The sequence below is a fragment of the Heyndrickxia faecalis genome (assembly GCF_040267745.1).
GTDB classification, from domain to species: Bacteria; Bacillota; Bacilli; order Bacillales; family Bacillaceae_C; genus Weizmannia; species Weizmannia faecalis.
The window spans coordinates 3,029,791-3,050,919 of record NZ_CP158453.1 but is presented as its reverse complement, the minus strand read 5'-3'; the positions used below and the strand labels follow the sequence as shown (position 1 = coordinate 3,050,919).

Annotated in this window: 19 protein-coding genes; 11 read left to right on the top strand and 8 right to left on the bottom strand. The window is 47.6% G+C overall.

Going from position 1 to position 21,129, the window contains the following annotated elements:
• Positions 1–13 precede the first annotated feature (13 nt).
• Positions 14–574, top strand: coding sequence for a maltose acetyltransferase domain-containing protein (locus ABR335_RS14655; RefSeq protein WP_013858384.1), 561 nt, complete (start codon positions 14–16; stop codon positions 572–574).
• A 273-nt stretch (positions 575–847) separates the two neighbouring features.
• On the opposite strand, the gene ABR335_RS14650 is transcribed toward ABR335_RS14655, so the two are convergent.
• From ABR335_RS14650 to ABR335_RS14640, 3 genes are all read right to left on the bottom strand, one after another.
• Positions 848–1,885 (bottom strand): SDR family oxidoreductase, encoded by a 1,038-nt coding sequence (locus ABR335_RS14650; RefSeq protein ID WP_110134284.1) that lies wholly within the window; start codon positions 1,883–1,885, stop codon positions 848–850.
• 351 nt (positions 1,886–2,236) lie between these two features.
• On the bottom strand, positions 2,237–2,530 hold the full coding sequence (locus tag ABR335_RS14645) for a hypothetical protein (RefSeq protein ID WP_013858390.1): 294 nt from the start codon (positions 2,528–2,530) through the stop codon (positions 2,237–2,239).
• Positions 2,531–2,680: 150 nt separating this feature from the next.
• Positions 2,681–3,253 carry a cupin domain-containing protein gene (locus tag ABR335_RS14640; protein WP_350346307.1) on the bottom strand — a complete coding sequence of 191 codons (573 nt, stop codon included), beginning with the start codon at positions 3,251–3,253 and terminating at the stop codon, positions 2,681–2,683.
• 432 nt (positions 3,254–3,685) lie between these two features.
• Between ABR335_RS14640 and ABR335_RS14635 the strand changes: the two genes are divergently transcribed.
• The 3 genes from ABR335_RS14635 (at position 3,686) to ltrA (ending at position 7,724) form a co-directional block, all read left to right on the top strand.
• Positions 3,686–4,501 carry an SGNH/GDSL hydrolase family protein gene (locus ABR335_RS14635; RefSeq protein ID WP_350346306.1) on the top strand — a complete coding sequence of 272 codons (816 nt, stop codon included), beginning with the start codon at positions 3,686–3,688 and terminating at the stop codon, positions 4,499–4,501.
• A gap of 623 nt (positions 4,502–5,124) precedes the next feature.
• Positions 5,125–5,841 (top strand): MBL fold metallo-hydrolase, encoded by a 717-nt coding sequence (locus ABR335_RS14630; RefSeq protein ID WP_035182475.1) that lies wholly within the window; start codon positions 5,125–5,127, stop codon positions 5,839–5,841.
• Between the two features lie 440 nt (positions 5,842–6,281).
• Entirely contained in the window at positions 6,282–7,724 is a 1,443-nt protein-coding gene (ltrA, locus tag ABR335_RS14625) for a group II intron reverse transcriptase/maturase (RefSeq protein ID WP_350346305.1), read from the top strand.
• A 348-nt stretch (positions 7,725–8,072) separates the two neighbouring features.
• On the opposite strand, the gene ABR335_RS14620 is transcribed toward ltrA, so the two are convergent.
• A complete protein-coding gene (locus ABR335_RS14620; RefSeq protein WP_350346304.1) occupies positions 8,073–9,551 on the bottom strand; it encodes a carboxylesterase/lipase family protein in 1,479 nt (492 codons plus the stop codon).
• Positions 9,552–9,701: 150 nt separating this feature from the next.
• Between ABR335_RS14620 and ABR335_RS14615 the strand changes: the two genes are divergently transcribed.
• The 3 genes from ABR335_RS14615 to ABR335_RS14605 all read left to right on the top strand — a co-directional run bounded on the left by ABR335_RS14615 (position 9,702) and on the right by ABR335_RS14605 (position 12,490).
• Entirely contained in the window at positions 9,702–11,279 is a 1,578-nt protein-coding gene (locus tag ABR335_RS14615) for a YifB family Mg chelatase-like AAA ATPase (RefSeq protein WP_071452371.1), read from the top strand.
• Entirely contained in the window at positions 11,224–12,198 is a 975-nt protein-coding gene (locus ABR335_RS14610; protein ID WP_014096120.1) for an Rpn family recombination-promoting nuclease/putative transposase, read from the top strand. The genes ABR335_RS14615 and ABR335_RS14610 overlap by 56 nt, the downstream gene beginning before the upstream one ends.
• Before the next feature lie 127 nt (positions 12,199–12,325).
• On the top strand, positions 12,326–12,490 hold the full coding sequence (locus ABR335_RS14605) for a hypothetical protein (protein ID WP_013858399.1): 165 nt from the start codon (positions 12,326–12,328) through the stop codon (positions 12,488–12,490).
• 203 nt (positions 12,491–12,693) lie between these two features.
• On the opposite strand, the gene ABR335_RS14600 is transcribed toward ABR335_RS14605, so the two are convergent.
• The 4 genes from ABR335_RS14600 to nadB form a co-directional block, all read right to left on the bottom strand.
• Positions 12,694–13,776 carry an iron-containing alcohol dehydrogenase family protein gene (locus ABR335_RS14600; RefSeq protein ID WP_168985885.1) on the bottom strand — a complete coding sequence of 361 codons (1,083 nt, stop codon included), beginning with the start codon at positions 13,774–13,776 and terminating at the stop codon, positions 12,694–12,696.
• 235 nt (positions 13,777–14,011) lie between these two features.
• A complete protein-coding gene (nadA, locus tag ABR335_RS14595) occupies positions 14,012–15,109 on the bottom strand; it encodes a quinolinate synthase NadA (RefSeq protein ID WP_350346303.1) in 1,098 nt (365 codons plus the stop codon).
• Positions 15,106–15,957: a carboxylating nicotinate-nucleotide diphosphorylase gene (nadC, locus tag ABR335_RS14590; RefSeq protein WP_350346302.1), complete on the bottom strand. Its 852-nt coding sequence runs from the start codon at positions 15,955–15,957 to the stop codon at positions 15,106–15,108. Before nadC ends, nadA begins: the two co-directional genes overlap by 4 nt.
• The gene (gene nadB, locus ABR335_RS14585) at positions 15,926–17,518 is read right to left on the bottom strand and encodes an L-aspartate oxidase (RefSeq protein WP_348658272.1); all 1,593 of its coding nucleotides are present in this window, start codon (positions 17,516–17,518) and stop codon (positions 15,926–15,928) included. The genes nadC and nadB overlap by 32 nt, the downstream gene beginning before the upstream one ends.
• Positions 17,519–17,601: 83 nt before the next feature.
• Here nadB and ABR335_RS14580 point away from each other — a divergent pair, with 83 nt between their 5' ends.
• The 4 genes from ABR335_RS14580 (at position 17,602) to ABR335_RS14565 (ending at position 21,114) form a co-directional block, all read left to right on the top strand.
• On the top strand, positions 17,602–18,729 hold the full coding sequence (locus tag ABR335_RS14580) for an IscS subfamily cysteine desulfurase (RefSeq protein ID WP_168985889.1): 1,128 nt from the start codon (positions 17,602–17,604) through the stop codon (positions 18,727–18,729).
• An 86-nt stretch (positions 18,730–18,815) separates the two neighbouring features.
• A complete protein-coding gene (locus ABR335_RS14575) occupies positions 18,816–18,971 on the top strand; it encodes a hypothetical protein (protein WP_187287743.1) in 156 nt (51 codons plus the stop codon).
• A 130-nt stretch (positions 18,972–19,101) separates the two neighbouring features.
• Positions 19,102–19,641 (top strand): NYN domain-containing protein, encoded by a 540-nt coding sequence (locus tag ABR335_RS14570; protein ID WP_014096110.1) that lies wholly within the window; start codon positions 19,102–19,104, stop codon positions 19,639–19,641.
• A gap of 684 nt (positions 19,642–20,325) precedes the next feature.
• Positions 20,326–21,114, top strand: coding sequence for a formate/nitrite transporter family protein (locus tag ABR335_RS14565; protein WP_014096109.1), 789 nt, complete (start codon positions 20,326–20,328; stop codon positions 21,112–21,114).
• Positions 21,115–21,129 lie beyond the last annotated feature (15 nt).

Genomic DNA, 21,129 nt, shown 5'->3' with positions numbered 1-21,129 from the left:
CGGAGGCTGGCCCATGAGTACAGAAAAAGAAAAAATGATTGCCGGGAAGTTGTACAATGCGGGAGACCCGGAACTCGCGCAGGCGAGGCTTAATGCAAGACGCCTCGTCCGTACGTTCAATGAAACGGACGAAACCGATTTGGAAACCCGGACAGCATTGTTGAAAAAATTATTCGGTTCGACGGGGGAACGCCTCTTTATCGAATCTGATTTCCGCTGCGATTACGGGTTTAACATTCATGTCGGAGAGAATTTTTATGCGAATTTCGATTGTGTAATTCTCGACGGGGGACCGGTTGAAATCGGGAAAAACTGCATGCTGGCGCCGGGTGTCCATATTTATACGGCAACACATCCGCTTGATGCAAAAACGCGCGTGTCCGGCCTGGAGTTGACCAAACCGGTGAAAATTGGCGATAACGTCTGGATCGGCGGACGCGCGGTGATTAACCCGGGCGTTACGATCGGCAACAACGCGGTGATCGCTTCCGGAGCCGTCGTGGTCAAAGATGTGCCCGACAATGCAGTCGTCGGCGGAAACCCGGCGCGGATCATCAAGATGGCGGAATCATAAGGGAGGCGGCGCCTTCCTTTTTTGTCAATGCAAGAAGGGATGCAAGCCTGGTATCAACGAAACGCCATGGGAAACCCGGGAAGTTGGGAAAAACCGGGAGAGCAGTTAAAGCCAGGGAAAAGAGAGGACGTGGAAAAAAACACTCTCAAAATTGGGGTTATGTAAACATAACCTATCGAGTGACCAGAATCAGTGAAAACTGGCGGCCATCAGTAAAAAAACAGCGGAACGCCAACCATAACAAGCCACCCTGCGGTCAAGGTGGCTTGCCCCTTAATCTTTTTGCCTGGGTGAAACGGCAGCCCAGAGCGCTGCCCCGACAAATGCAGCTATGGCGGCTGATGCAAGCGGATATTTGCTCATCTTGACATAATAACTGTTTCTGCGCATCCAGCCTTTATTCGTGCCCCGTTCATGCAGGCCGTAACCCGGATGGTAGAGGGCGCTGTCCGCTTTCGACTTTGACGGCCGGTCGCTGTGCTGCGTCCGGTACATGGTCAGCTCCATTAATTTATCCATGAACCGTGGCAAGAAGCGGCCTAAGACTGCGACCATTTTTGCCTGCGATCCGACATACATATCCCGCTTCGGGTGCTCGGCTGCAAACAGGATGGCTTCCGCGACGGCTTGAGGCGGGTAAATCATGGACATATAATGCGCCGGTTGTTTCTTAAGGTAGCTGCGCGCATGCTCATTATACGGCGTATCGATCCGGCCGGGGTGAACGAGCGTAATCGATACGGGCGCATGCTCTTTTTCGAGTTCCATCCGGATACTTTCTGTAAAACCGTGCAACGCAAATTTAGAGGAAGCATAGGTGGACTGGATGACGGTTCCGCGGTCGCCGAACAGGCTGCCGATATTGATCACAGCACCGGGCACGCCGCGGCTTTTGTAGTGATGGACGGCTAATCTTGTCCCGTATACGGCTCCCCAGAAATTCGTGTCATACATGCGCTTCATATCTTCAATGCTGACGTCCATCGCTTCGCCGAAAATTGAAACGCCGGCATTATTCACCCAAGTGTCAAAGCCGCCGAACGTTTTGATGGCGGTTGCCGCAATATGCTTCACATCTTCCTCACGCCCGACATCCGCCTGCACCCAGACGGCGGAACCGCCATTGTCTTTTAACTCATTGACAAGGATTTTCAATGCATGCTCATTCCTTGCTGCGAGTACAAGCCGTGCGCCGCGGGCTGCAGCCATTCTTGCGGTGGCAAGCCCGATCCCGCTCGAAGCGCCGGTGATCACGATGACCTGGTCTGCCAGTTTTTTCAGTGATAATGGTTTTTCCATACTGGCATCCATACTGCCGTTGCCTTGTTGTACATAAGATTGGTCCAATGTATGCCCTCCTTGAAGTTTTTTTGCTGTGTTTCGTAATATATCTATACCCTGATTGCGGTTATTTTTGCAGCAGCAGGATTTGGAAATGGGAGGTTCCGGAATTGAAAAAGCAGGGAAGGCGCGGTTGGGCTTTTTTTTAAGGGATGCATGGGAGAAATTGCTGAAACCGCGATTGCGGAAATCATTTGGAGAGTATTGGCTTCCTTGGCCAAAATCGTTGCCCGGTTCGCGCTACATGGATGGAATAACAGAAAAACCTTGGAAAATCCAAGGTTTGAATGGAGCACGATGCTGTTTTTAAAAATCTGCCTTTTAAAATGGATCATTATTTTCCGTTCCAGAGAAAGACTCAATGGCATGCTCAAGGGCGTTGTATGCCTGGCCGAATGCGCCTGCCGCCGAATCAGTACCTGCATGGCGGTGTTCCGGGATCGAATGCTTCGCCTGTTCGATCGCCGTAATGGCATCTTCAATCATCGTCCCTTTGTCCCCGTACTGCTGGCGGGCATCCTGAAGCTGCCGGATGCAGGCATCTAAATCTGCTGAATCGGGATGATTATAAGCGTTTTCGAGCTTTTCCTTCACTTGTTCCAAAATTTCCTTCATGATTCACACCCATTTCTGTAAAGAATACAAGGCTAGTCTTTCAAGTTTGGTTTCATTTTATGCAATATGGAATGCAAACTAGAAAGAAATTTCATCTTTTGCGCTGGAACCAGCCTGCCCTGGCGGCCGTTTCTGCCCGCGAACTGCCGCTCATCCTGCTTTGCCGCCCGGTTCACGGGTCCAATAGGAAAAAAGCGGCCCGTTTTTTCCAAACACGGGATCGGTTTCCGGCATGCCGGTTTTGCGGATATTTTCGCGCAAGGTTTCATCTGCCCTCATTTGGGTATCATAATCCTGCCCGCCCGGATAACCCCCTGTCACCGCGAACCCGCCTCCTGACTCAATCCGTTTATGCCCGGTTCCGGCCGGCAACAGCACACAATCACCTTTAGATATTGTAAAGATTTTGCCTTTAGGGCCGCCAAGCTGCACTTTGGCATAACCGCTTCGTACCGCAATCACTTCATGGGAATTGCTGTGGAAATGATGGTAAGGGAAAATGGTCCATACCCAGTTGTTTCCCCAATTGTTTTTTTGAAACACTTTCTCAATTTCGTCTGTCCGTCCTTTAAAAACACCGTGGTAAATGAGTACAGGGAGGAACGGATTATTCGGAATCCCGTCGTTCTCCTCAAAATAAAATGCAGAAACATGATCGTTTGCTGCTGTCCCCCCTGCATTTTTGCCATCTGAAGCTGCCATCAATGGAAGCATCCGTTTCATTTTTGTTTTCCCTCCTCCTTCAATTAAGTTTCATGATTTTCCGGCTTCTCGTTCATTCTATCCGAATGCGTTACTCGACCGCCATAGTTATAGGCAGAATTTTCTTGCCTGGTTAAGTTCTATTCTTATCATTGTTTTTCCCTGTTTCTCCTATAGGAAACTTTCACTTTTTACCAAAAGTCCATGGGCTTTTTCTCAAAGTCATTCATCTTGTAAAGCTTGCGGCAACGTTAGTTTAGGATAGACGTCCATGCCACGATGAATGGAGCGTCATTAGGATAGACGACCATGCCACAATGAATGGGACATTAGCGGGAGAAAAAAACAGCCGCGCCATTTTTTAGGTTAGGATACTCCACATCATCTCCTTTTTCCCCTCTAACGCGCAATCTTGTATAATAGTTTAAGAAACCATTTCAGGAGGACGGCAGTTTGGGAAAAAAAGGATGGCTCGTTGTTTTATTGTTTTTCATTACGGTTGGCGTGCTGGGGACCGGTAACTGGTATTATCAGGCGAACACCGGAAAAACGATTGAAAAAGCACAGCAGCAATATAAAAAAGACTTGGCAAAAGAAAAGAAGCGCAGCCTGGAGGCAAAGGCAGCAAAGGAAAGCGCGGCAAAACAGATTTACGAAAAACATAAAGGGAAAGAACTGGTGTATTTGCCGGTCGGCTCCAGCCTGACAGCAGGGGATTTTGCAACGAAAAAAAGCAAAACGTATGCCGCTTTGTTGGCTGCGCGCATTCACCAAGGCCTTGGATATAAAGTGAAGACCATCAATGGCTACGGCAAGAGCGGGGCCGGCCTGAAGGAACATGGGGCAGACAGTCTTCCCCATATTATTTTCAATCATCCTGATCTTGTGACGATTGAGTTCGGTACGTTTGATCTGAACCGGAATGCCAAAAATACTTATGTTTCTACTGGCCAATTTAAGAAAGATCTTGAAAATTTTGTGGATGAAATCAGAAAGGGTACCGGTAAGAAAACAAAAATCATTTTGATCACCACCTGGAACAGCGGCCAGTTGTCCTTCACTTATGACCACGCCATTGAAGAGGTTGGGAAGGCAAAAGGGGTTCCTGTTGCCAATATTGAATCTGTTTGGCTAAACCGTTCCGATACACACGGCCCGAACGGAGAGAAAGCGGCCACGGGCAAAAGCGACGGCTGGCTCGCCAATGACAAAGGGCATAAAGAAATTGCAAATACGGTGTACAAAAAAGCGTATGGGCTGTTAAAGTAAAATACTGGCTGCTTTTCGGAAGGGCAACCCTCGGTCTTTTGGCAGGCGCTCAAGGATTGTGAATATATCGCCCTGTCTTTCAGAAGGCTATCTCTGAAAGACAGGGCTTTTTGCTGTTTTCGGATAAATCACCTCAGTGAAAAACGAATTGTTCGTAATATAAAACAATTTGTTCTTAATATATTTTTAAAAAGCAAGGAAAACAAAGGAATGTTGCGAAAAAGAAAGTATTTTGTTCGTTATTACGAAAAAATGGCGTCGCTTTCAGCTGCATTTATTTTGAGAGACAGTTGATGCAATGCCCATTGTAATTCGTTATCAAGAACTATCGAGATGCAAAAGGTTAACATGCCGTTTCCAATTGTGGTTTTATAAAGTTGGCGTTGCCGGCGTGGCCGGGAGTTCTTCACCGAGAAACGGATTTAGTACGGTGCTGCCTAATACGGCCACCCATGTTTTTAACGTTCTCGTGCCAGGAGTCCTCCTTTTTCTTATTGGTGCAGCGATGGCGCGCACCAGCGCCATAAGCTCCAGCTTCGGAAGGAATAGCGAAAGGCAGCAGAATAGGGCTGTCTGTTTTTTGTGATAAAATGGAAAAGACAATGCAGATGGGAGGGATTCAATTGAAAAAAATTGCCGAGGGCGTTGCGATGCTGGAAATCAACCTGAACCATTTTATCATTCACCCCACTTTGATCTGGGATGAACAGAAAGCGGTTTTGGTAGATGCCGGCATGCCGGGTTCGCTTGATTTGATCCATGCAGAAATGGAGAAGGCGGGCGTGCCGTTTGAAAAATTGGACGCAGTTATTCTGACGCACCAGGATATGGATCATATTGGCAGCGTGCCGGAAATATTGGCAGAGTCCGGCCATTCCATTACGGTGTACGCACACGGGCTGGACAAGCCATATATCGAAGGGGAGAGGCTTCTGATCAAAGCGGATCCGGAAAAGATCGATCCGGCAAGATGGGAATCGATGCCGGAAGAAATGAAACAGATGTATTTGAATCCGCCGAAAGCGAAAGTGGACAAAGTGATCGGGGATGGAGAAGTTCTGCCTTTTGGCGGCGGAATAGAGGTGATTTTTACACCGGGGCATACGCCTGGCCATTGCTGCCTGTATCTTAAAAAGAGCAAAACATTGATCGCTGCGGATGCGATGGTTGCAGACAACGGCAAACTGCATGGCCCCAGACAGCAAGTCACGCCTGATATGGGAACCGCAATGGCTTCATTGAAAAAGCTGCTTGATTTTGATATTGAATCCGTCATCTGCTACCACGGCGGCCTGTGCCATGAAAATGTAAATGAACAGATTCGCAAGCTTGCAGAATGAAATAAGAGCGTGACAAAAAAGCCACGTTCTTATTTCAGTGCGCCGTGCATGGCGATTCGCTAGGCGGTGTAAGTCCGCTATGGGGGTAGGTAGCGACCAACCATTAGCCAAGAGCAAGGGTGTCCATCGTGAGATGGAATCTGAAGGAAGCTGGAGGCAAAATTCTGACCCGAGGAACACGAACATCATTAGGCGTACTCTCACAGGGTAAGGCTGCTGAACAAGTCAAAGCCCAAAAGCTATCCGGATGTGGAAACGTAAATGGTGCGGGTACATGGAATGAAAGCAAATCACCTTACCACGGGAGGTCTCACGGACAGGTGGAAACAGAGTATGAAACCTGGTTGAAACAAGATTTGCCGTGAGAAGTCAGCAGAAGCCATAGTACGGAGATGCCTGGAGCATCGAAGGAAGGGCTGAACTAAAGGAAGTGGAAGTCAATGAAAGTTACCGAAGAAACGAACAAATGCAGAAAACAGGAAGAAACCTGCTGTCAAAAAGATACTGCGGAACAGGAAGGATATGGCAGAGGGCATAGTTTCAAGAGGATAACTGAAAACAACACCACTAACACCAACAGACAGAACGAATGGATGCTCGAACGAATCCTTTCAAGTAATAACCTGCACCGTGCCTATAAAAAGGTAAAGAAAAACAAAGGTGCGGGCGGTGTCGATGGAATGAAAACAGGTGAACTTTTGGCATACCTAACTGAACATCAGAGGGAACTCGTCCTCTCCATTCGAAATGGGACATACAAGCCCCAACCCGTTAGAAGGGTAGAAATTCCAAAAGACAACGGGAAAACAAGGAAACTTGGAATACCAACGGTAGTAGACCGAGTCATCCAACAAGCCATTTCGCAGGTCCTAGTCCCTATATATGAAAGAAAGTTCTCAGACAATAGCTATGGTTTCCGACCACATAGAAGTACACATCAGGCACTTCTCAAGTGCCAAAAGAATGTAAATGAAGGATACCAGTATGTAGTAGACCTGGACTTAGAACAGTACTTTGACACGGTAAACCATAGTAAGCTTATCCAGATATTGAGTGAAACAATTCACGACGGACGTGTAATCTCCTTAATCCATAAATTCCTAAATGCAGGTGTTATGATCAAAGGAATAAGGACAACAAATGATTTCGGTGTTCCACAAGGAGGACCACTAAGTCCGCTTCTTGCCAATGTAATGTTAAACGAATTGGATAAAGAAATGGAAGCAAGAAATCACCGATTTGTCCGTTACGCTGATGATGTGATCATATTCTGTAAAAGCCGAAGAAGCTGCGAAAGAACATACCATAACATTCTCCCATTCATTGAGAAGAAATTGCGACTCAAAGTGAACCGAGAGAAGACGATGATCACACATATTAGAAACATCAAGTTCCTGAGTTATGGATTTTACCTTTATGAAGGAAAATGCAAATTCCGGGTACACCCGAAGGGTGTTCAAAAATTAAAGGAGAAAATTCGCAGAATCACAGGAAGAAGCAACGGATTAAGCGTAGAGGAAAGAAAGAAAAGGCTAAACGACACTGTCCGAGGATGGGTAAATTACTACAAGCTAGCGGATATGAAAAGTCTGGTAACCAGACTGGACCAATGGACACGAAGAAGAATGCGAATGGTAACTTGGAAAAGATGGAAGAGAGTACGCACAAGATTTTATTGGCTCAAGAAATTAGGGATCAATAAAAGAAAGGCGTGGGAATGGGCTAACACAAGAAAAGGCTACTGGAGAATCTCCGGCAGCCATATCTTAGCTAGAACCCTTACAAACGAACTCTTCCGAAGAGCAAGGTATATATTACTATCTGTCTGTACGGTCGTAAACTTTAGAACCGCCGTGTACGGAACCGTACGCACGGTGGTGTGAGAGGTCGGTTAATCAAATAATGATTAGCCTCCTACTCGATTAAGCCAAACCGATGGCTGGAAAAGATGCCGGACATGGGGAAGAAAAGTCCCTGTCTTTCTGTTTTTTCCTTTTCTGGTGTGGGCCGTTTTTTGTCGTTTTTGAGTCATATAGCGGCCGACCTTGCCCCGCAGCCTTCCTTTTCTGGTGTGGGCCGTATCGCCGGTGTGTGATATAAAATGGGTTTTGTTGCCGCTCATGTTCCGGGCGGCCTTGTCATCCTGACCCCCCTGCCTGGTGCAGGTTCGCCGGCATGTTGATTTGAAAAATGCCCGCCGCCCGAGCTATTTTGCCTTTTGCCGCGGCTTCTCATTCCCCCAGGCCGCCCCACAATGCCCGCTCGGCTTGGTGCGGATCCTTTTCTACTCTGCAATCCTGGCCAAAAATCATCGCGGGCCGCTGCCTTGTGTTATATGGCGGCCATTCGGGGAGCAGACTGCAATTCGGATCGCCATTTTGGGCAAAAGCAATCCACGCCTGATGCATCCGGTCTGCAAGCGCATGCCGGCCGGGTGCATTTCCCGTTAAGTTTTCCGTGCCGGGTTGTTCCAGCGTATGCCACACAAATGGAATTTCCAGGGCATGGCAGGCTTTAAGCGTCCCGTTATAAACGGGGCTTTCCCAGTCAAACTGGTACATCCACACCTTTTCCCCGGTTTGTGCGCGGGTATCTGCCAATTTTAAGGCAGGACCGGTAAATACAAAGTATGTCATGATCCGGTCGTATAATTCCTGGGTAAATGCACTTGGATCTGTAATTTTTGCGGAAAGGGCGTCCCAATACTTTGCAAATGTTTTTTGGAAAACGTCCTGCATCTCTTTAGGGTCCTGCCTTTTCCACACCGGATTGAAAACAGTGAACAGCCGGTATTCGTCCTTATTTGTTCCGATTAAAACCGGAATGTCCTTTGCCGCATTTTCAAGAGCCCTTTCCGGATGTTCCGGCAGCACAATGCCATCTGTAACCGGAAGTAGGCTCATGAAAGGGAGCGAATTCACAGCCTCTGCTAGATTTTTTGCCGGCACCTCTGCCAGTTTTGCAACATCTTTTTTCTCCAGACCAAGCGTTTCCAGTATGCGTCGTGCATTTTTGGCTGCCCGTTCAGGTGTAGCGGTAAAATTGGCCGCCCCGCTTTCGAGAATGGCCTTATGAAACAACCCGCTTGCGGCAGGGGAAGAAAGCAATGCCGCAACACTCATGGCACCTGCAGATTCGCCGAAAATGGTCACGCAGTCCGGATCCCCGCCGAAAGCAGCAATATTTTCTTTTACCCATTTTAAAGCTGCGATCTGATCGAGGATCCCGCAATTTCCGGAGGCCTCATACTTTTCTCCGCCCATTTCGCCAAGATACAGAAAACCGAGCGCCCCGAGCCGGTAATTGATCGTGACCACAACAACATCCCCGTTTTTGGCAAAAGCAGAGCCGTCATAAGAAGGCGCTGAACCTGCCCCGTTAGCAAACGCGCCGCCGTGGATCCATACCATAACAGGACGCCTCTCCCCGTCTGCTCCAGGCGTCCAAATATTAAGATTCAGGCAGTCTTCGTCCATATTTTCAGCCGGATTCCCGAGAAAATCCATCAGTTCAACCGGCGGCTGCCATGCAATTGGCCCGAACTGCGTGCAATCTTTTACGCCTGCCCAGGGTTCGGGCAGTTCCGGCGGGCGGAAACGCAAAGGTCCGATTGGCGGTTTTGCATAGGGAATCCCTTTCCAGATTTGTACACCTTTTTCCTCGTATCCCCGGGCCTTTCCGAAAACGGTTTCAACAATTGCTGTCTTCATTTTTATTCTCCTTTCCGGAATGGATTTCTAAAGTATTCGACGGGAATGTGCAAATTTCCTTTCAGTTTTTTTGAAAAATAGATTGACAACGAACGTACGATCTTTTATTCTGTTTATAGAATGTAAGTTCGGGTGAAGGGGTGCGAAAATATGGCAACCATCATAAGCAGCATTGGCCTAAAGGGAATAGAAGGATATTGTGTTCATGCCGAAGTGCAGATGATGTTGGGGTGCGGGTCCGGGATCACCATTGTCGGGTTGCCGGATGCTTCGGTGAAAGAATCTAAGGAACGAATACGGGGTGCATGTTCATCGATTGGATGTATGCTGTTCCAAAGCAAAACGATTGTCAATCTTTCCCCGGCAGACGAGCGGAAAAACAGTCCTGCACTTGATCTGCCCATTGCAATCGGGCTGATGGCAGAAAACCACTTTTTTCATGCCAGAATTCCTGATCATACTGCCTTTTTGGGCGCGCTCTCACTGGACGGGTCTGTTCAGGCAGTGGCTGGGATGCTTCCGTATGTGATGGCAGCAAGGGGATTAGGCATGAAAAGATTGTATTTGCCAGCCGCTGCGGAACTTCCCTTTTCACAAATGGACGGGATGGATATTATATTTGTCCAGCATTTAAAGGACGTACTCGATTCATTGTCCGGAAAGAAGCTGCCGCCTGTCCGGAAAAAGAGGCAGCTGCAACCAGATGAGTATTCATTCGAAGCAGATTTCAGCATGATTCTTGGGCACCGGCATGCGAAAAAAGTACTGGAGATTGCCGCCGCCGGAAGCCACAATGTTTTAATGTACGGCCCGCCCGGAAGCGGAAAAAGTATGCTGGCTGAGGCTTTTCCTTCGATTTTGCCGCCGCTTTCGGAAACGTCTTCTTTTGAAGTGGCGGGACTCTATCAGCTTGCAAACGTGAAAAGGGGATTTCACCGGAAACCGCCGTTTCGCGCGCCGCATCACGCTTCATCTGCAGTTTCACTCGTCGGTGGGGGTTCCCGGCCGCATCCGGGTGAAATTTCATTAGCCCATCACGGGGTGCTGTTTCTCGATGAAATGGCCGAGTTTCCAAAAAGAACGCTTGATATGCTCAGGCAGCCGCTTGAAAATGGGAAAGTAACCATTAGCAGAGCCGCTTCCACGGTGACTTACCCTGCCCGGTTTATTATGCTTGCGGCCATGAACTTGTGCCCATGCGGTTATCTCGGGTCGCCCCATGCGTATTGCACATGCACGCCAAAACAAATTCAAGCTTATCAAAACCGGATTTCCGGACCGCTGTTAGACCGCTTTGACATATTTTTGCCAGTCGGGACAGTACCGTTACTGGAAGAGTCCGGGAAAATAAACGAAACTTCAGAACAGATCCGAACCCGCGTCACGGAAGCAAGGAAAAGGCAGTACGAAAGGTACGGGGCGGAAGTTTGTAACGGTACAGTGCCAAACGAAATCTTTCTACAAAAAAATCCGCTCGCAAACAGCAGCAGTTTAATGCTCAGGCAGTGGGCAAGCAAGGAAAACTTCAGCAGCCGGGCACAAATGAAAATTCTCAGGCTGGCAAGGACGATTTCAGATTTGCAAGGCAGCCGGGAGCTGTCAGAAGACGCGCTCTGGCAGGCATTGCAAATGAAAAGAAATCATCTTTTTGGAAAAAGAAAGGTGGATGCATATGCAACTTATAATGGAAGAAAAAGCGGAGTATTTGCCGCACGACCGCTTGTTTAAAGAACTTATCCAAACTTTTTTTGCAGATTTCATGGAAGCCTTTTTCCCGGAAGTAGCGCGGTGGATGGACTTTTCTGATGTGGAATTCCTCCAGCAGGATCTGTTTACAGACATCACAGCTGGTGAACAACGCAGAATTGATATTTTGGCAAAATTGAAATTAAAAGGGGAAGACACGGTTGTCCTCATCCATGTGGAACCGCAGTCTTATTATCAAATGGAATTTCCGGAACGGATGTTTATTTACTATTCCCGCATTTATGAAAAATATCGCTTGCCGGTTTTGCCAATTGCTGTTTTCAGTTATAATAAACGCAGGGAAACTCCTTCTCTTTTCACCGTAAGAATCCGCAACTTTGAGTCCATCCGTTTTCGTTATATGTCCATACACTTAATCAGGAAAAACTGGAAAGAATATATTCGAAGCAACAATCCCGTTGCGGCTGCACTGCTCAGCAAAATGGGGTATACAAAAAAAGAAAAAGTACAGGTAAAAGTAGAGTTCTTAAGAATGATGGCCCGCATGGAACTCGACCCGGCAAGAATGGCACTAATCTATGGATTTTTTGATTCTTATTTTAAATTAACGGATAAGGAGGATGAACTTGTGATGTCAAGCATTAAAAATCTGGATCCGCAAGAAGCCGACCAAATCCTGCGCCTGCCAAATTCCTTTTACGACAAAGGGTACAAAAAAGGGAAGGAAGAAGGAAAAGAAGAAGGAAAAGAAGAAGGAAAAGAAGAAGGATTGAAAGAGGGGTTGAAAGAAGGGGAAAGGAGAGCGGCATTAAGGATTGCCAAAAGAATGCTGGAAGAGAACCAGGATCTGGCATCAATCGCAAAATACACCGGGCTGGCAGAGGAAGAATTGAAAAAGCTGAAACAGAGCGGAGCAACCAGACTTAGGTGTGATCAATAAATACACTGGGTTGCCGGAAGAAGAAATTCAAAATTTTAAAATAGAACCGAGCAATCGGCTGCAATCGCATAAATTGTGAGCATCCGTGGAAAACTAGCCGCATCACTTCAATAAGGATGTGGAGAGAGTGGAAAAAGAGAACGGACGTGTTGAGCCGACACTTGCGACTGGCCTTGACGACCAGGAAGAGCTCGACCAAAAAGCAACGCCGGAAGAAATAGCAAAAGGTGAATATACGAAAGTGGTCAGATTGTCTCTGGATGAAGCAGATCCAAGTAAGGGTGAAGATTAATATGGCATCGAATTTTTTGGCAGGCCTAATTGCCTCCATAACCGCATTTTAAATGGCGATCCCGTATGAAAGTCCGCTACGGCGGCCATTTCTATTGCAAGTGATGCAAACAGAAAAGGCGGAAACTTTGAAAAAATGGTGCAACAAACGGATTGCATTTAAGCAGGGTGAAGGCGGCCTTGTTCCGGGGCCGCCCGTGCCAATCATTTGATATCAGCCTTTTCAGCCGTGAGCTGTTCGATTGTTTCCATTGCTTTTGCAATTTGCGCCTTCGTAAAGCTGCCAAGCAGGCGAAAGGATTCTTCGGGTTTTGCGGCATATGCTGCGACTTTTTCAATGGCCGCGCCATGATTTTCCGTCACATGCAGTGTATCCAGATTATAAGGAAAACCGAGTTTTTGATACAACGGAAGCAGTTTTTTCACTTCATTGATATCGCCTGTTGCCGCTAATTGGACAAGGATGCCGTAAGCCACTTTGGAACCGTGCAGAATGGAATGCGTTTCCGGCAGGAAGGACAGCCCGTTATGGATGGCGTGGGCCCCAGCCATTCTTCCGTATTCGCCGGCAAAGCCGCCGACTGTCCCGGCCGCGCCAATTATAATTTCAACTATATTGCGGAAAGCGTCGGTTATCTTCCCTTCGTTTCGGTCGTGTAATGCCTGCTCACTGTCACGCAAGATCCCTTCATAAATCGCTTTTGCGGAGCGGAGGCCGAGTTCGACCATCACCGGCAAATGTTTCATGGAACGGGTGATGCCTTCTGCTTCATACCATTTGGCTAAAGAATCGCCAATTCCGCCCAGCAAATATTCGGCCGGTGCGTTCAGGAGAATACGCAAATCGATCAGGGTTAAAAAGGCGGAACGTTTGTAATAAGCGACATGACTGAATGAGCCGTCTTCATGATAAACAGCGGATAAAGGCGTATAACCGGCACACGTTCCGGCTAGCGTTGGAACGAGCACGACTTCACAGTTGAGCAGTTCTGCTGTTCCCTTTGCCGTATCGAGCACTTTGCCGCCGCCAATCCCGACGATGACATCTGCACGGCCTGCCTGTTCCGCCAGTTTTGCCATGTTTTTCTCACTTGCAGTATGATCGTACCGGAGTACCGGCCAGTTTTGCGGTATTGACGCAAATTTTTGAAATGCTTTGAATGATTTTACCCCGGTAATGACAACCGGATATTTGAATTCTTCCAGCTTTTCTTCCAAATATTTGGCTGCATCTTCTTCACATATGTATTGGTTTGGACCGCTTCTTATGACTTGGCTTAGACGCATCTTACAGGACCTCCGTGATATAAAAATTTGATGTATGTCCAGCTTACGCCTAAATAAATTATATTTCAATAATTTTTTCATCATTCAGCTATTAATATATCAATGGTTCGACATACTGGAGTTGCAAAAGAAAAGCGTCGTTTTAAAGCAAACAGATTAAGACTTTGTCATAAAGACAAAAAGGGGCTCTCTGGACCCCTGAGTCTAAGCATTGATCAATCCGAAACCAGCATCATCAAAGTTTTAACATCCGCTCTAACGCCAAAACTGCATCTCGCGCTGTGTTTTCCGCTACTTTGATCACGTTTGTTTCTTTGCCCTCAATAATGTTTTCTAGCGACCATAAAAGATGCGGCAGGTCGATCCGGTTCATGGTCAGGCACGGGCACATGACCGGATTTAACGAAATAATCTTTTTATCCGGATGATTTTTGATCAGGCGCTGCACCAGGTTCATTTCAGTGCCGATTGCCCAGGCGCTCCCGGCCGGCGCGTTTTCAATCGTATCAATGATGTATTTTGTGGAGCCGCTGAAATCTGACAGGGCAACCACTTCATGCGCACATTCCGGATGGACAATGATTTGCATATCCGGATATTTTGCGCGCACGAATTCGATATTTTTGATGGTAAAGTGCGCGTGTACGGAGCAGTGCCCTTTCCATAAAATGACTTTCACATTTTCAAGTGCCCCTTCGTAGATTAGTTCGTTCCGGATCGGATCCCAGACTGCCATATCTGCGAGATCCACGCCCAAATCATAGGCGGTGTTCCGGCCGAGATGCTGGTCTGGTAAAAAGAAAATCCGTTCCTTTTGGGTGAAGGCCCACTTGACCATTTTTTTCGCATTCGAAGAAGTAACGGTTGCCCCGCCGTTGCGCCCGACAAATGCTTTAATCGCTGCTGTGGAGTTGACATACGTAAGCGGCAGCATCGTATCGCCAAACAAAGATTGTAACATGTCCCATGCCCGTTCCGTCTGGTGGATATCGGCCATGTCTGCCATTGAGCAGCCTGCACGCATGTCGGGAAGAATGACGGTTTGTTCCGCCGATGTTAACATATCCGCCGTTTCCGCCATAAAATGTACACCGCAAAACACAATGTATTTGGCATTGCGGTTTTTTGCCGAAATTTGCGCAAGCTGCAGCGAATCACCGGCAGCATCGGCAAACTGGTATACTTCTTCACGCTGGTAGTGGTGACATGGGAGGAAAAGTTGCGCGCCCATTTCTTTTTTGATGTCCCAAACCCGGTTTTCCATTTCTTCTTGCGAAAGAGACTGATATTTTTCCGGCAAAGTCGTAAGTTGTAACGTTTCCAGCAGGGTCATAAAGCAACCTCCTTCGTATTTTCCACGATTGCACTGATATCAAGTACTGGATAGGAATGGGTCAAAAATCCGAGCGAAATCCACTCGATGCCGGTTTCAGCATAGCTCCGGATCTTTTCCATTGTGATGTTGCCCGATGCTTCCGTCGCAATATGGGGCGGCACGAGCGGGAGCCATTCGCGAATTTCTGCCGGTGATCGGTTGTCAAACATGATGATGTCAGCACCGGCACGGACAGCCTCAAGCAGCTGGTCTTTTGTTTCAATTTCGACTTCAATTTTTACAGTATGCCCGATGGACGCTTTCACTGTTTCCACGGCTTTTGTGATGCTGCCGGCAAATGCGATATGGTTGTCTTTCAGCATGACACAGTCGTACAGCCCGTGCCGGTGGTTGAATCCGCCGCCTGCTTTAACGGCGTATTTTTCAAGCATCCGGAGGCCGGGGGTTGTCTTTCTTGTATCGCAAATCTTTGCATGGGTGCCTTTCGTCTCACGGACTGCAGCGTTTGTTGTTGTTGCAATGCCCGACATGCGCTGGACGAGATTCAGGATTACCCGCTCTCCGGAAAGGAGGCTTACAATGGGCCCGTGGATTTCTGCAATGACCGTACCTTTTTCAAGCCAGGCACCGTCCTGGGGGAAAATGCGGGGTCTCACCGTACTGTCCAGGATACGGAAACCTTCTTCTATCACATCTTTCCCACAGAAAATCCCGTTTTGTTTTGCAATGAACGTTAATTTGCCCGGCTGATCCGGCGAAAAAATATATTCCGTATTGATATCGCCTTCCCCAATGTCTTCCATGAAAAAATCTTTAAGCATGGATTGAAGTTTGAGCTTGTTCATAAAGTCCCCTCCTTGCGATCAAGCCTTTGTTTTTTGCATGAATGAGATGGATACCCTGCCAGTCGCTGCTTTCATCCGGGTAATCGGCGCGGATATGGGCACCACGCGATTCTTTCCGGAAAAGCGCCGATTGTGTGATGAAAAAGCTGTTGGTAAACATAAAGACTTTTTCTATTTCTTCCTTTGTAAGATGGTCGAGTGAAAAAGCGGAAAACGTATCAGCCCCGCGTGCTTCGAGCCACTGCAAAAGATGCCGCAACCCGGTTTCCGTACGGATCACACCGGTATTTTCCATCATTTTTTCCTTCAATGCTGCGGTGTCTAACCGACGGGCGATTTCCGGATTTAAAGGAGGGCGGACGATTTCTACTGTTTCGCCGCCCGATGCTTCAGGTTCCGATGCATTTAAAAACGCTGCGAGCCGTTTGCCGAATACGAGCCCTTCCAAAAGCGAATTGCTGGCGAGCCGGTTTGCACCGTGTACGCCGCTTGCCGCGGCTTCCCCGATGGCATACAGCCCGTTTACCGTTGTTCTGCCATATGTATCCACTACGATGCCGCCCATAAAGAAATGGCTGCCCGGGACAACAGGCAACAGGCCGGAATGGATATCAATGCCGCTTTCCCGGCAAATCCGGGAAATGGTCGGGAACCTTTTTTCAAAGTGTTTGATTTTACGGATGTCCAGAAAAACTTTCTTTCCGCTATGAATCGTTTGATGAATTTGGTGGGCGACCACATGCCTGGGTGCCAGGTCTTTTAACGGGTGGACACCCGCCATGACAGGCGATCCATTTTCGTCCACGAGTACTGCACCTTCTCCGCGGACGGCTTCGGACACAAGGCCTTTCGCGCAGCCTTCCGCATACAATAATGTCGGGTGAAACTGGACGAACTCCATATCTGCAAGTTCCGCGCCGGCCCGGTATGCCATTTGAATCCCGTCGCCGATGATTTCCGGGTGGTTCGAGGTAAAAGGATACAAGCTCCCTAGCCCGCCGGTTGCGATTACGGTATGATCGGAAAAATAACGGCGGATTTTACCGGCGGCCGTTTTTGTTTTTACACCGGTTACGCGTCCTGTTTCTGCGGATACGATTAGTTCAAACGCCAGCTCATGTTCGATCATCCGGACGTTTTTTCCAAGTTGCCCGAGAAGATGTTGAATGACAAATTTGCCGGTTGCATCGCCGCCGCAATGGAGAATACGGTGCACTGTATGGGCGCCTTCAAGCCCTAAATCAAGCCCGCCGTCCGGCCGCCTGTCTACGGGAAGCCCGCTTTTTATGAGTGCTTCCGCTACAGCCGCACCCTCTTTCACCAATTTTTCCACTTCTTTTTCATCATGGTGCCGGCAGCCCGCCCGGATCGTGTCTTTCACATGCAATTCAAAACGGTCTTCCGGCGAGAGGACGGCTGCGATCCCGCCTTGTGCTTTGTAGGAATTGCTCGTTTTTACCTGCGCCTTTGTGATGATCGTCACTTCGTAGCGGCTGCCCAAGTGCACGGCCAACTGTAAGGCGGCAATCCCGCTTCCCAAGATACATATTTTTTCTGTCATCGGTCTCCCTGCTTTACATCTGTCTTGACACCTATCTTTGCACAAAATTAAACTGAATACAAGTACTTTTTAGGAGGCTAGCTATGTTTTATTTTGATTATGCGGCAACGACAAAAATGAGTGAACGGGCACGGGAGACGTTTATGGAAGCGGCCGAATCTTTTTACGGAAACAGTGAAAGCCTGCATGACATCGGGACGGATGCGTGTGCGGTTCTTGAAAAATCGCGGGACTTGATCAGCAGCTATCTCGGCATACCGGCTGAAGGGCTGTATTTTACTTCAGGCGGGACGGAGGGGAATTTATTGGCGATTGTTTCGCTTGCAATGGGAGCTTCCGGAAGGGGAAAACATATCATTTCGTCGATGGCGGAGCATGCGTCCGTCCATTCGGCGCTCGGGTTTTTGGAAAGGCTGGGATTTGAAGTGACAAGGCTCCCGTTTACAGAAAAAGGGACGGTGGATGTTAAGAAGCTTGAAGCGGCGATCCGGCCGGACACGGTGCTCGTTTCGGTTCAGCATATTAACCAGGAAATCGGCACCATCCAGCCTATTGAGGAAATTTCCCGGATGGTAAGAAGGCGGGGGATCCTGCTTCATTCCGATTGTGTGCAGTCATTTGGCAAGGCCGATGTAGCGCGCATGATCCCTTACGTCGACAGCATCACCCTCTCTTCACACAAAATTCACGGGCCAAAAGGGGTCGGAGCAGTGTACATTCACCCCTCTTGTGTCATGGCGCCTGTTTTTCCGCATTTATCCCATGAAAAGGGGTTCCGCGGCGGGACGGTGAATGTGCCCGGCATTGCCGGATTTGCTGCCGCTGTCGAGGAAATTTTGATAGAAAGTGAGCGGGACTGGGAATACCGGACTGCATTAAAAGAGGCAACCGGCGGGGCGGTTGTTTTTATAGAAGGGGAACGGGCGATGCAGCTTCCTTCCATCGTCGGCTGTATGATTACAGGCGTTCAGGGGCAGCTTGTTTTATTGGAGTGTAACAAAGCGGGATTCGCGATTTCAACCGGGAGCGCCTGCCAGGAACATCATGAAGGCGGGAGCAAAGCGGTTGAAGCCATGGGATACCCGAAGGAAGCGGCTGATCAGTTTTTTAGAATTTCTTTTGGGCGCCACACAACAAAAGAGGAGATCTTTTCACTCGGAGAAAGATTGAAACAGATTGCGGCTGTGCACCGTGTCGGAACCGCGAGATGAAATCTATTTGCCCGCTGAACAAACATTGAGTGACTTATGGTTCAAGCAGTTGGTAATGTGGAAAGAGGGTATATGGAAGAACATGTATGGGTAGAATTTTACTTGAAGGGATAGATGAGTGGAAAAAATGGGAAGACACGCTGTTACTTAATTTTGCTGTTGACAGCTTCCCCGGTGTGGTGATATATTTACCTCGAATAGGTCAAGAAGCTCGGAAACTTAACCAAAAAGGGATATGGTAAGACCGTCAGTCGGAGGCGGTGTCTTTCAGTGTTGTGAGGTGCTTAGCAATCGAAGCTAAGTACAAGAGAATCAGAAAAGGCGTCAGCATCGAAGCTGGCGCCTTTAGTATGTCAAAGGGGGAAACCAAATGTGAAGAGAGTGATGGTCTTTATTGATGGCAATAATTTCGAAGCGGCTCTTACTGCCTTGTACGGGTCTCAGCAGAGGCTGGACTATTTAAAGTTGGCAGAATACGTGGCTGCCCGGAGAGATGGGATCCTTCAGCGCATTTATTATTACACAGCAGTCGGAAGTTTGGATAAAGAAAAAGCGGCAGCAACGAAATTATTTATTGATCATTTAAACAAAAAGGTTCCAAAATGTATCGCGAAACTGGGTTATTTAAGTGTTGTGGGAATAAATGCGCTAGGCAAGCCAATTTTTACAGAAAAAGGAACAGATGTAAATATAGCGGTAGATTTGGTGTCACTTGCTTTTAATAACGGTTATGATGAGGCAATTTTATTCAGTGCTGATACGGATTACGAAGCAGCCATTAAAATGGCCAGAAGTTTGGGGAAAAATGTGGTTGCCGGTGTCGTAGATCAACAAAAAGCGGGTTATATGAAGGATCTTTGTGATGAGTATATTACTTTAAAAAAAGAAGACTTTAATCAGTGCATGCGTTAATGAAAAAGTAAAGCTGCCCGGAGTCCGAGCCTCAAGGCAGCCAATGATGCGCTTGGCTGTATAGTTCGAATCTGTACAGCCTTCTAATCATGAGTATGAACGGACAACACGGGTTCATACCCATTTTCTTTCGACATTTTTATTCCCATTTGAAAGAATGAAAAAACCTGTCTGCCATGCAATCCGTGTGGGAATCGCTTTATGGATTAAAATACGCGTGGTTTCCGCCATAAGAGGAATAGCCTTCCTAAAGGGCACAACTTTTAATATACATAATATCTGAATTTTTTTAAAAGGGAACAAAAAGTTTCCTGCTTGTCTGTTTAAGCATGCGCCGAAGTGGGGAAAGGTATTTTGCAAAATGTACAGAAGCGCCAAAGTGCATTTGACTTCATTGAAAGTTTGGATATATTATAAATTAGAAATTTTTCCATCATGGAAGCTTCAAAAAATATCATGCAAAGAAAACTGGATAAAAAAATTTTGCTTATACATCCTAAAAGATAGCGATACCCGCCGGACATCCCGGGAAAAATACGGGTGTAGCGGGAAGAATCACGCTGGCACTTAAATATGGCCTGAGTTCGAATGATCTATTTTGCAAATTTGCGTTGATGCTGGTACGGTGAGCAGCAGCAGGAATGTTTTTATTCTCTATCATATAAGAAATGAGAGGTGGGTATGATGGACTTAAGTCCGAAAGAAATTGCGGATGTAGCAATTGAAAAAGGAATAGCGAAAGCGAACAGCTCGTTTTTGTCGATGGTGGTGCTTGGTTTTTTGGGCGGGGCTTTTATTGCAATCGGTTATTTGGCTTATATCCGGGTGACCGGCACGATGCCAGCGAGCTGGGGCAGTTTTGACACATTTATGGGTGCCGCAGTGTTCCCGACCGGCCTGATCTTGATTTTGGTTGGGGGCGGCGAGCTTGTCACCGGCAATATGATGGCCGTCAGCATGGCCTGTTTTGACAAAAAGATTAACATCTTGCAGCTTATCTGGAACTGGTTGTGGATCACCATTTTTAACCTGATCGGTGCGCTGTTTGTGGCCTACTTTTTCGGGCATTTTATCGGCCTGACAGAGGGGGATTTTTTGGCGAAAACAGTTCACACGGCAGAAATGAAGACAAGCGCACCTTTTTGGCAGGCATTTGTCTCCGGGATCGGTTGTAACTGGCTTGTCAGCATGGCAGTCTGGCTTTGCTACGGCGCCAAAACGTTTGCAGGCAAAATCCTCGGCATCTGGTTTCCGATCATGGCTTTTGTGCTAATCGGGTTCCAGCACGTTGTTGCTAATATGTTCATTATTCCGGCCGCTATTTTTGCGGGGCATCTTTCATGGATGTTATTTTTGAAAAATATCATTGCCGTTTTCCTCGGGAATGCGGCAGGCGCAGTTGTGTTTGTCAGCATGCTCTACTTTATCGCATATAAAAAAGAAGGGGTGCAAAAGACAGACACTGCACTTTGAAAGGGAAGGCTTCTC

Bases quoted from the DNA above. Each gene is read 5' to 3' on its own strand.
- ABR335_RS14645 (WP_013858390.1), bottom strand. From the start codon at position 2,530: ATGAAGGAAATTTTGGAACAAGTGAAGGAAAAGCTCGAAAACGCTTAT.
- nadB (WP_348658272.1), bottom strand. From the start codon at position 17,518: ATGACAGAAAAAATATGTATCTTGGGAAGCGGGATTGCCGCCTTACAG.
- nadC (WP_350346302.1), bottom strand. From the start codon at position 15,957: ATGAACAAGCTCAAACTTCAATCCATGCTTAAAGATTTTTTCATGGAA.
- nadA (WP_350346303.1), bottom strand. From the start codon at position 15,109: ATGACCCTGCTGGAAACGTTACAACTTACGACTTTGCCGGAAAAATAT.
- ABR335_RS14655 (WP_013858384.1), top strand. From the start codon at position 14: ATGAGTACAGAAAAAGAAAAAATGATTGCCGGGAAGTTGTACAATGCG.
- ABR335_RS14600 (WP_168985885.1), bottom strand. From the start codon at position 13,776: ATGCGTCTAAGCCAAGTCATAAGAAGCGGTCCAAACCAATACATATGT.
- ABR335_RS14640 (WP_350346307.1), bottom strand. From the start codon at position 3,253: ATGAAACGGATGCTTCCATTGATGGCAGCTTCAGATGGCAAAAATGCA.
- ABR335_RS14615 (WP_071452371.1), top strand. From the start codon at position 9,702: ATGGCAACCATCATAAGCAGCATTGGCCTAAAGGGAATAGAAGGATAT.
- ltrA (WP_350346305.1), top strand. From the start codon at position 6,282: ATGAAAGTTACCGAAGAAACGAACAAATGCAGAAAACAGGAAGAAACC.
- ABR335_RS14575 (WP_187287743.1), top strand. From the start codon at position 18,816: ATGGGTAGAATTTTACTTGAAGGGATAGATGAGTGGAAAAAATGGGAA.
- ABR335_RS14580 (WP_168985889.1), top strand. From the start codon at position 17,602: ATGTTTTATTTTGATTATGCGGCAACGACAAAAATGAGTGAACGGGCA.
- ABR335_RS14650 (WP_110134284.1), bottom strand. From the start codon at position 1,885: ATGGATGCCAGTATGGAAAAACCATTATCACTGAAAAAACTGGCAGAC.
- ABR335_RS14565 (WP_014096109.1), top strand. From the start codon at position 20,326: ATGGACTTAAGTCCGAAAGAAATTGCGGATGTAGCAATTGAAAAAGGA.
- ABR335_RS14610 (WP_014096120.1), top strand. From the start codon at position 11,224: ATGCAACTTATAATGGAAGAAAAAGCGGAGTATTTGCCGCACGACCGC.
- ABR335_RS14620 (WP_350346304.1), bottom strand. From the start codon at position 9,551: ATGAAGACAGCAATTGTTGAAACCGTTTTCGGAAAGGCCCGGGGATAC.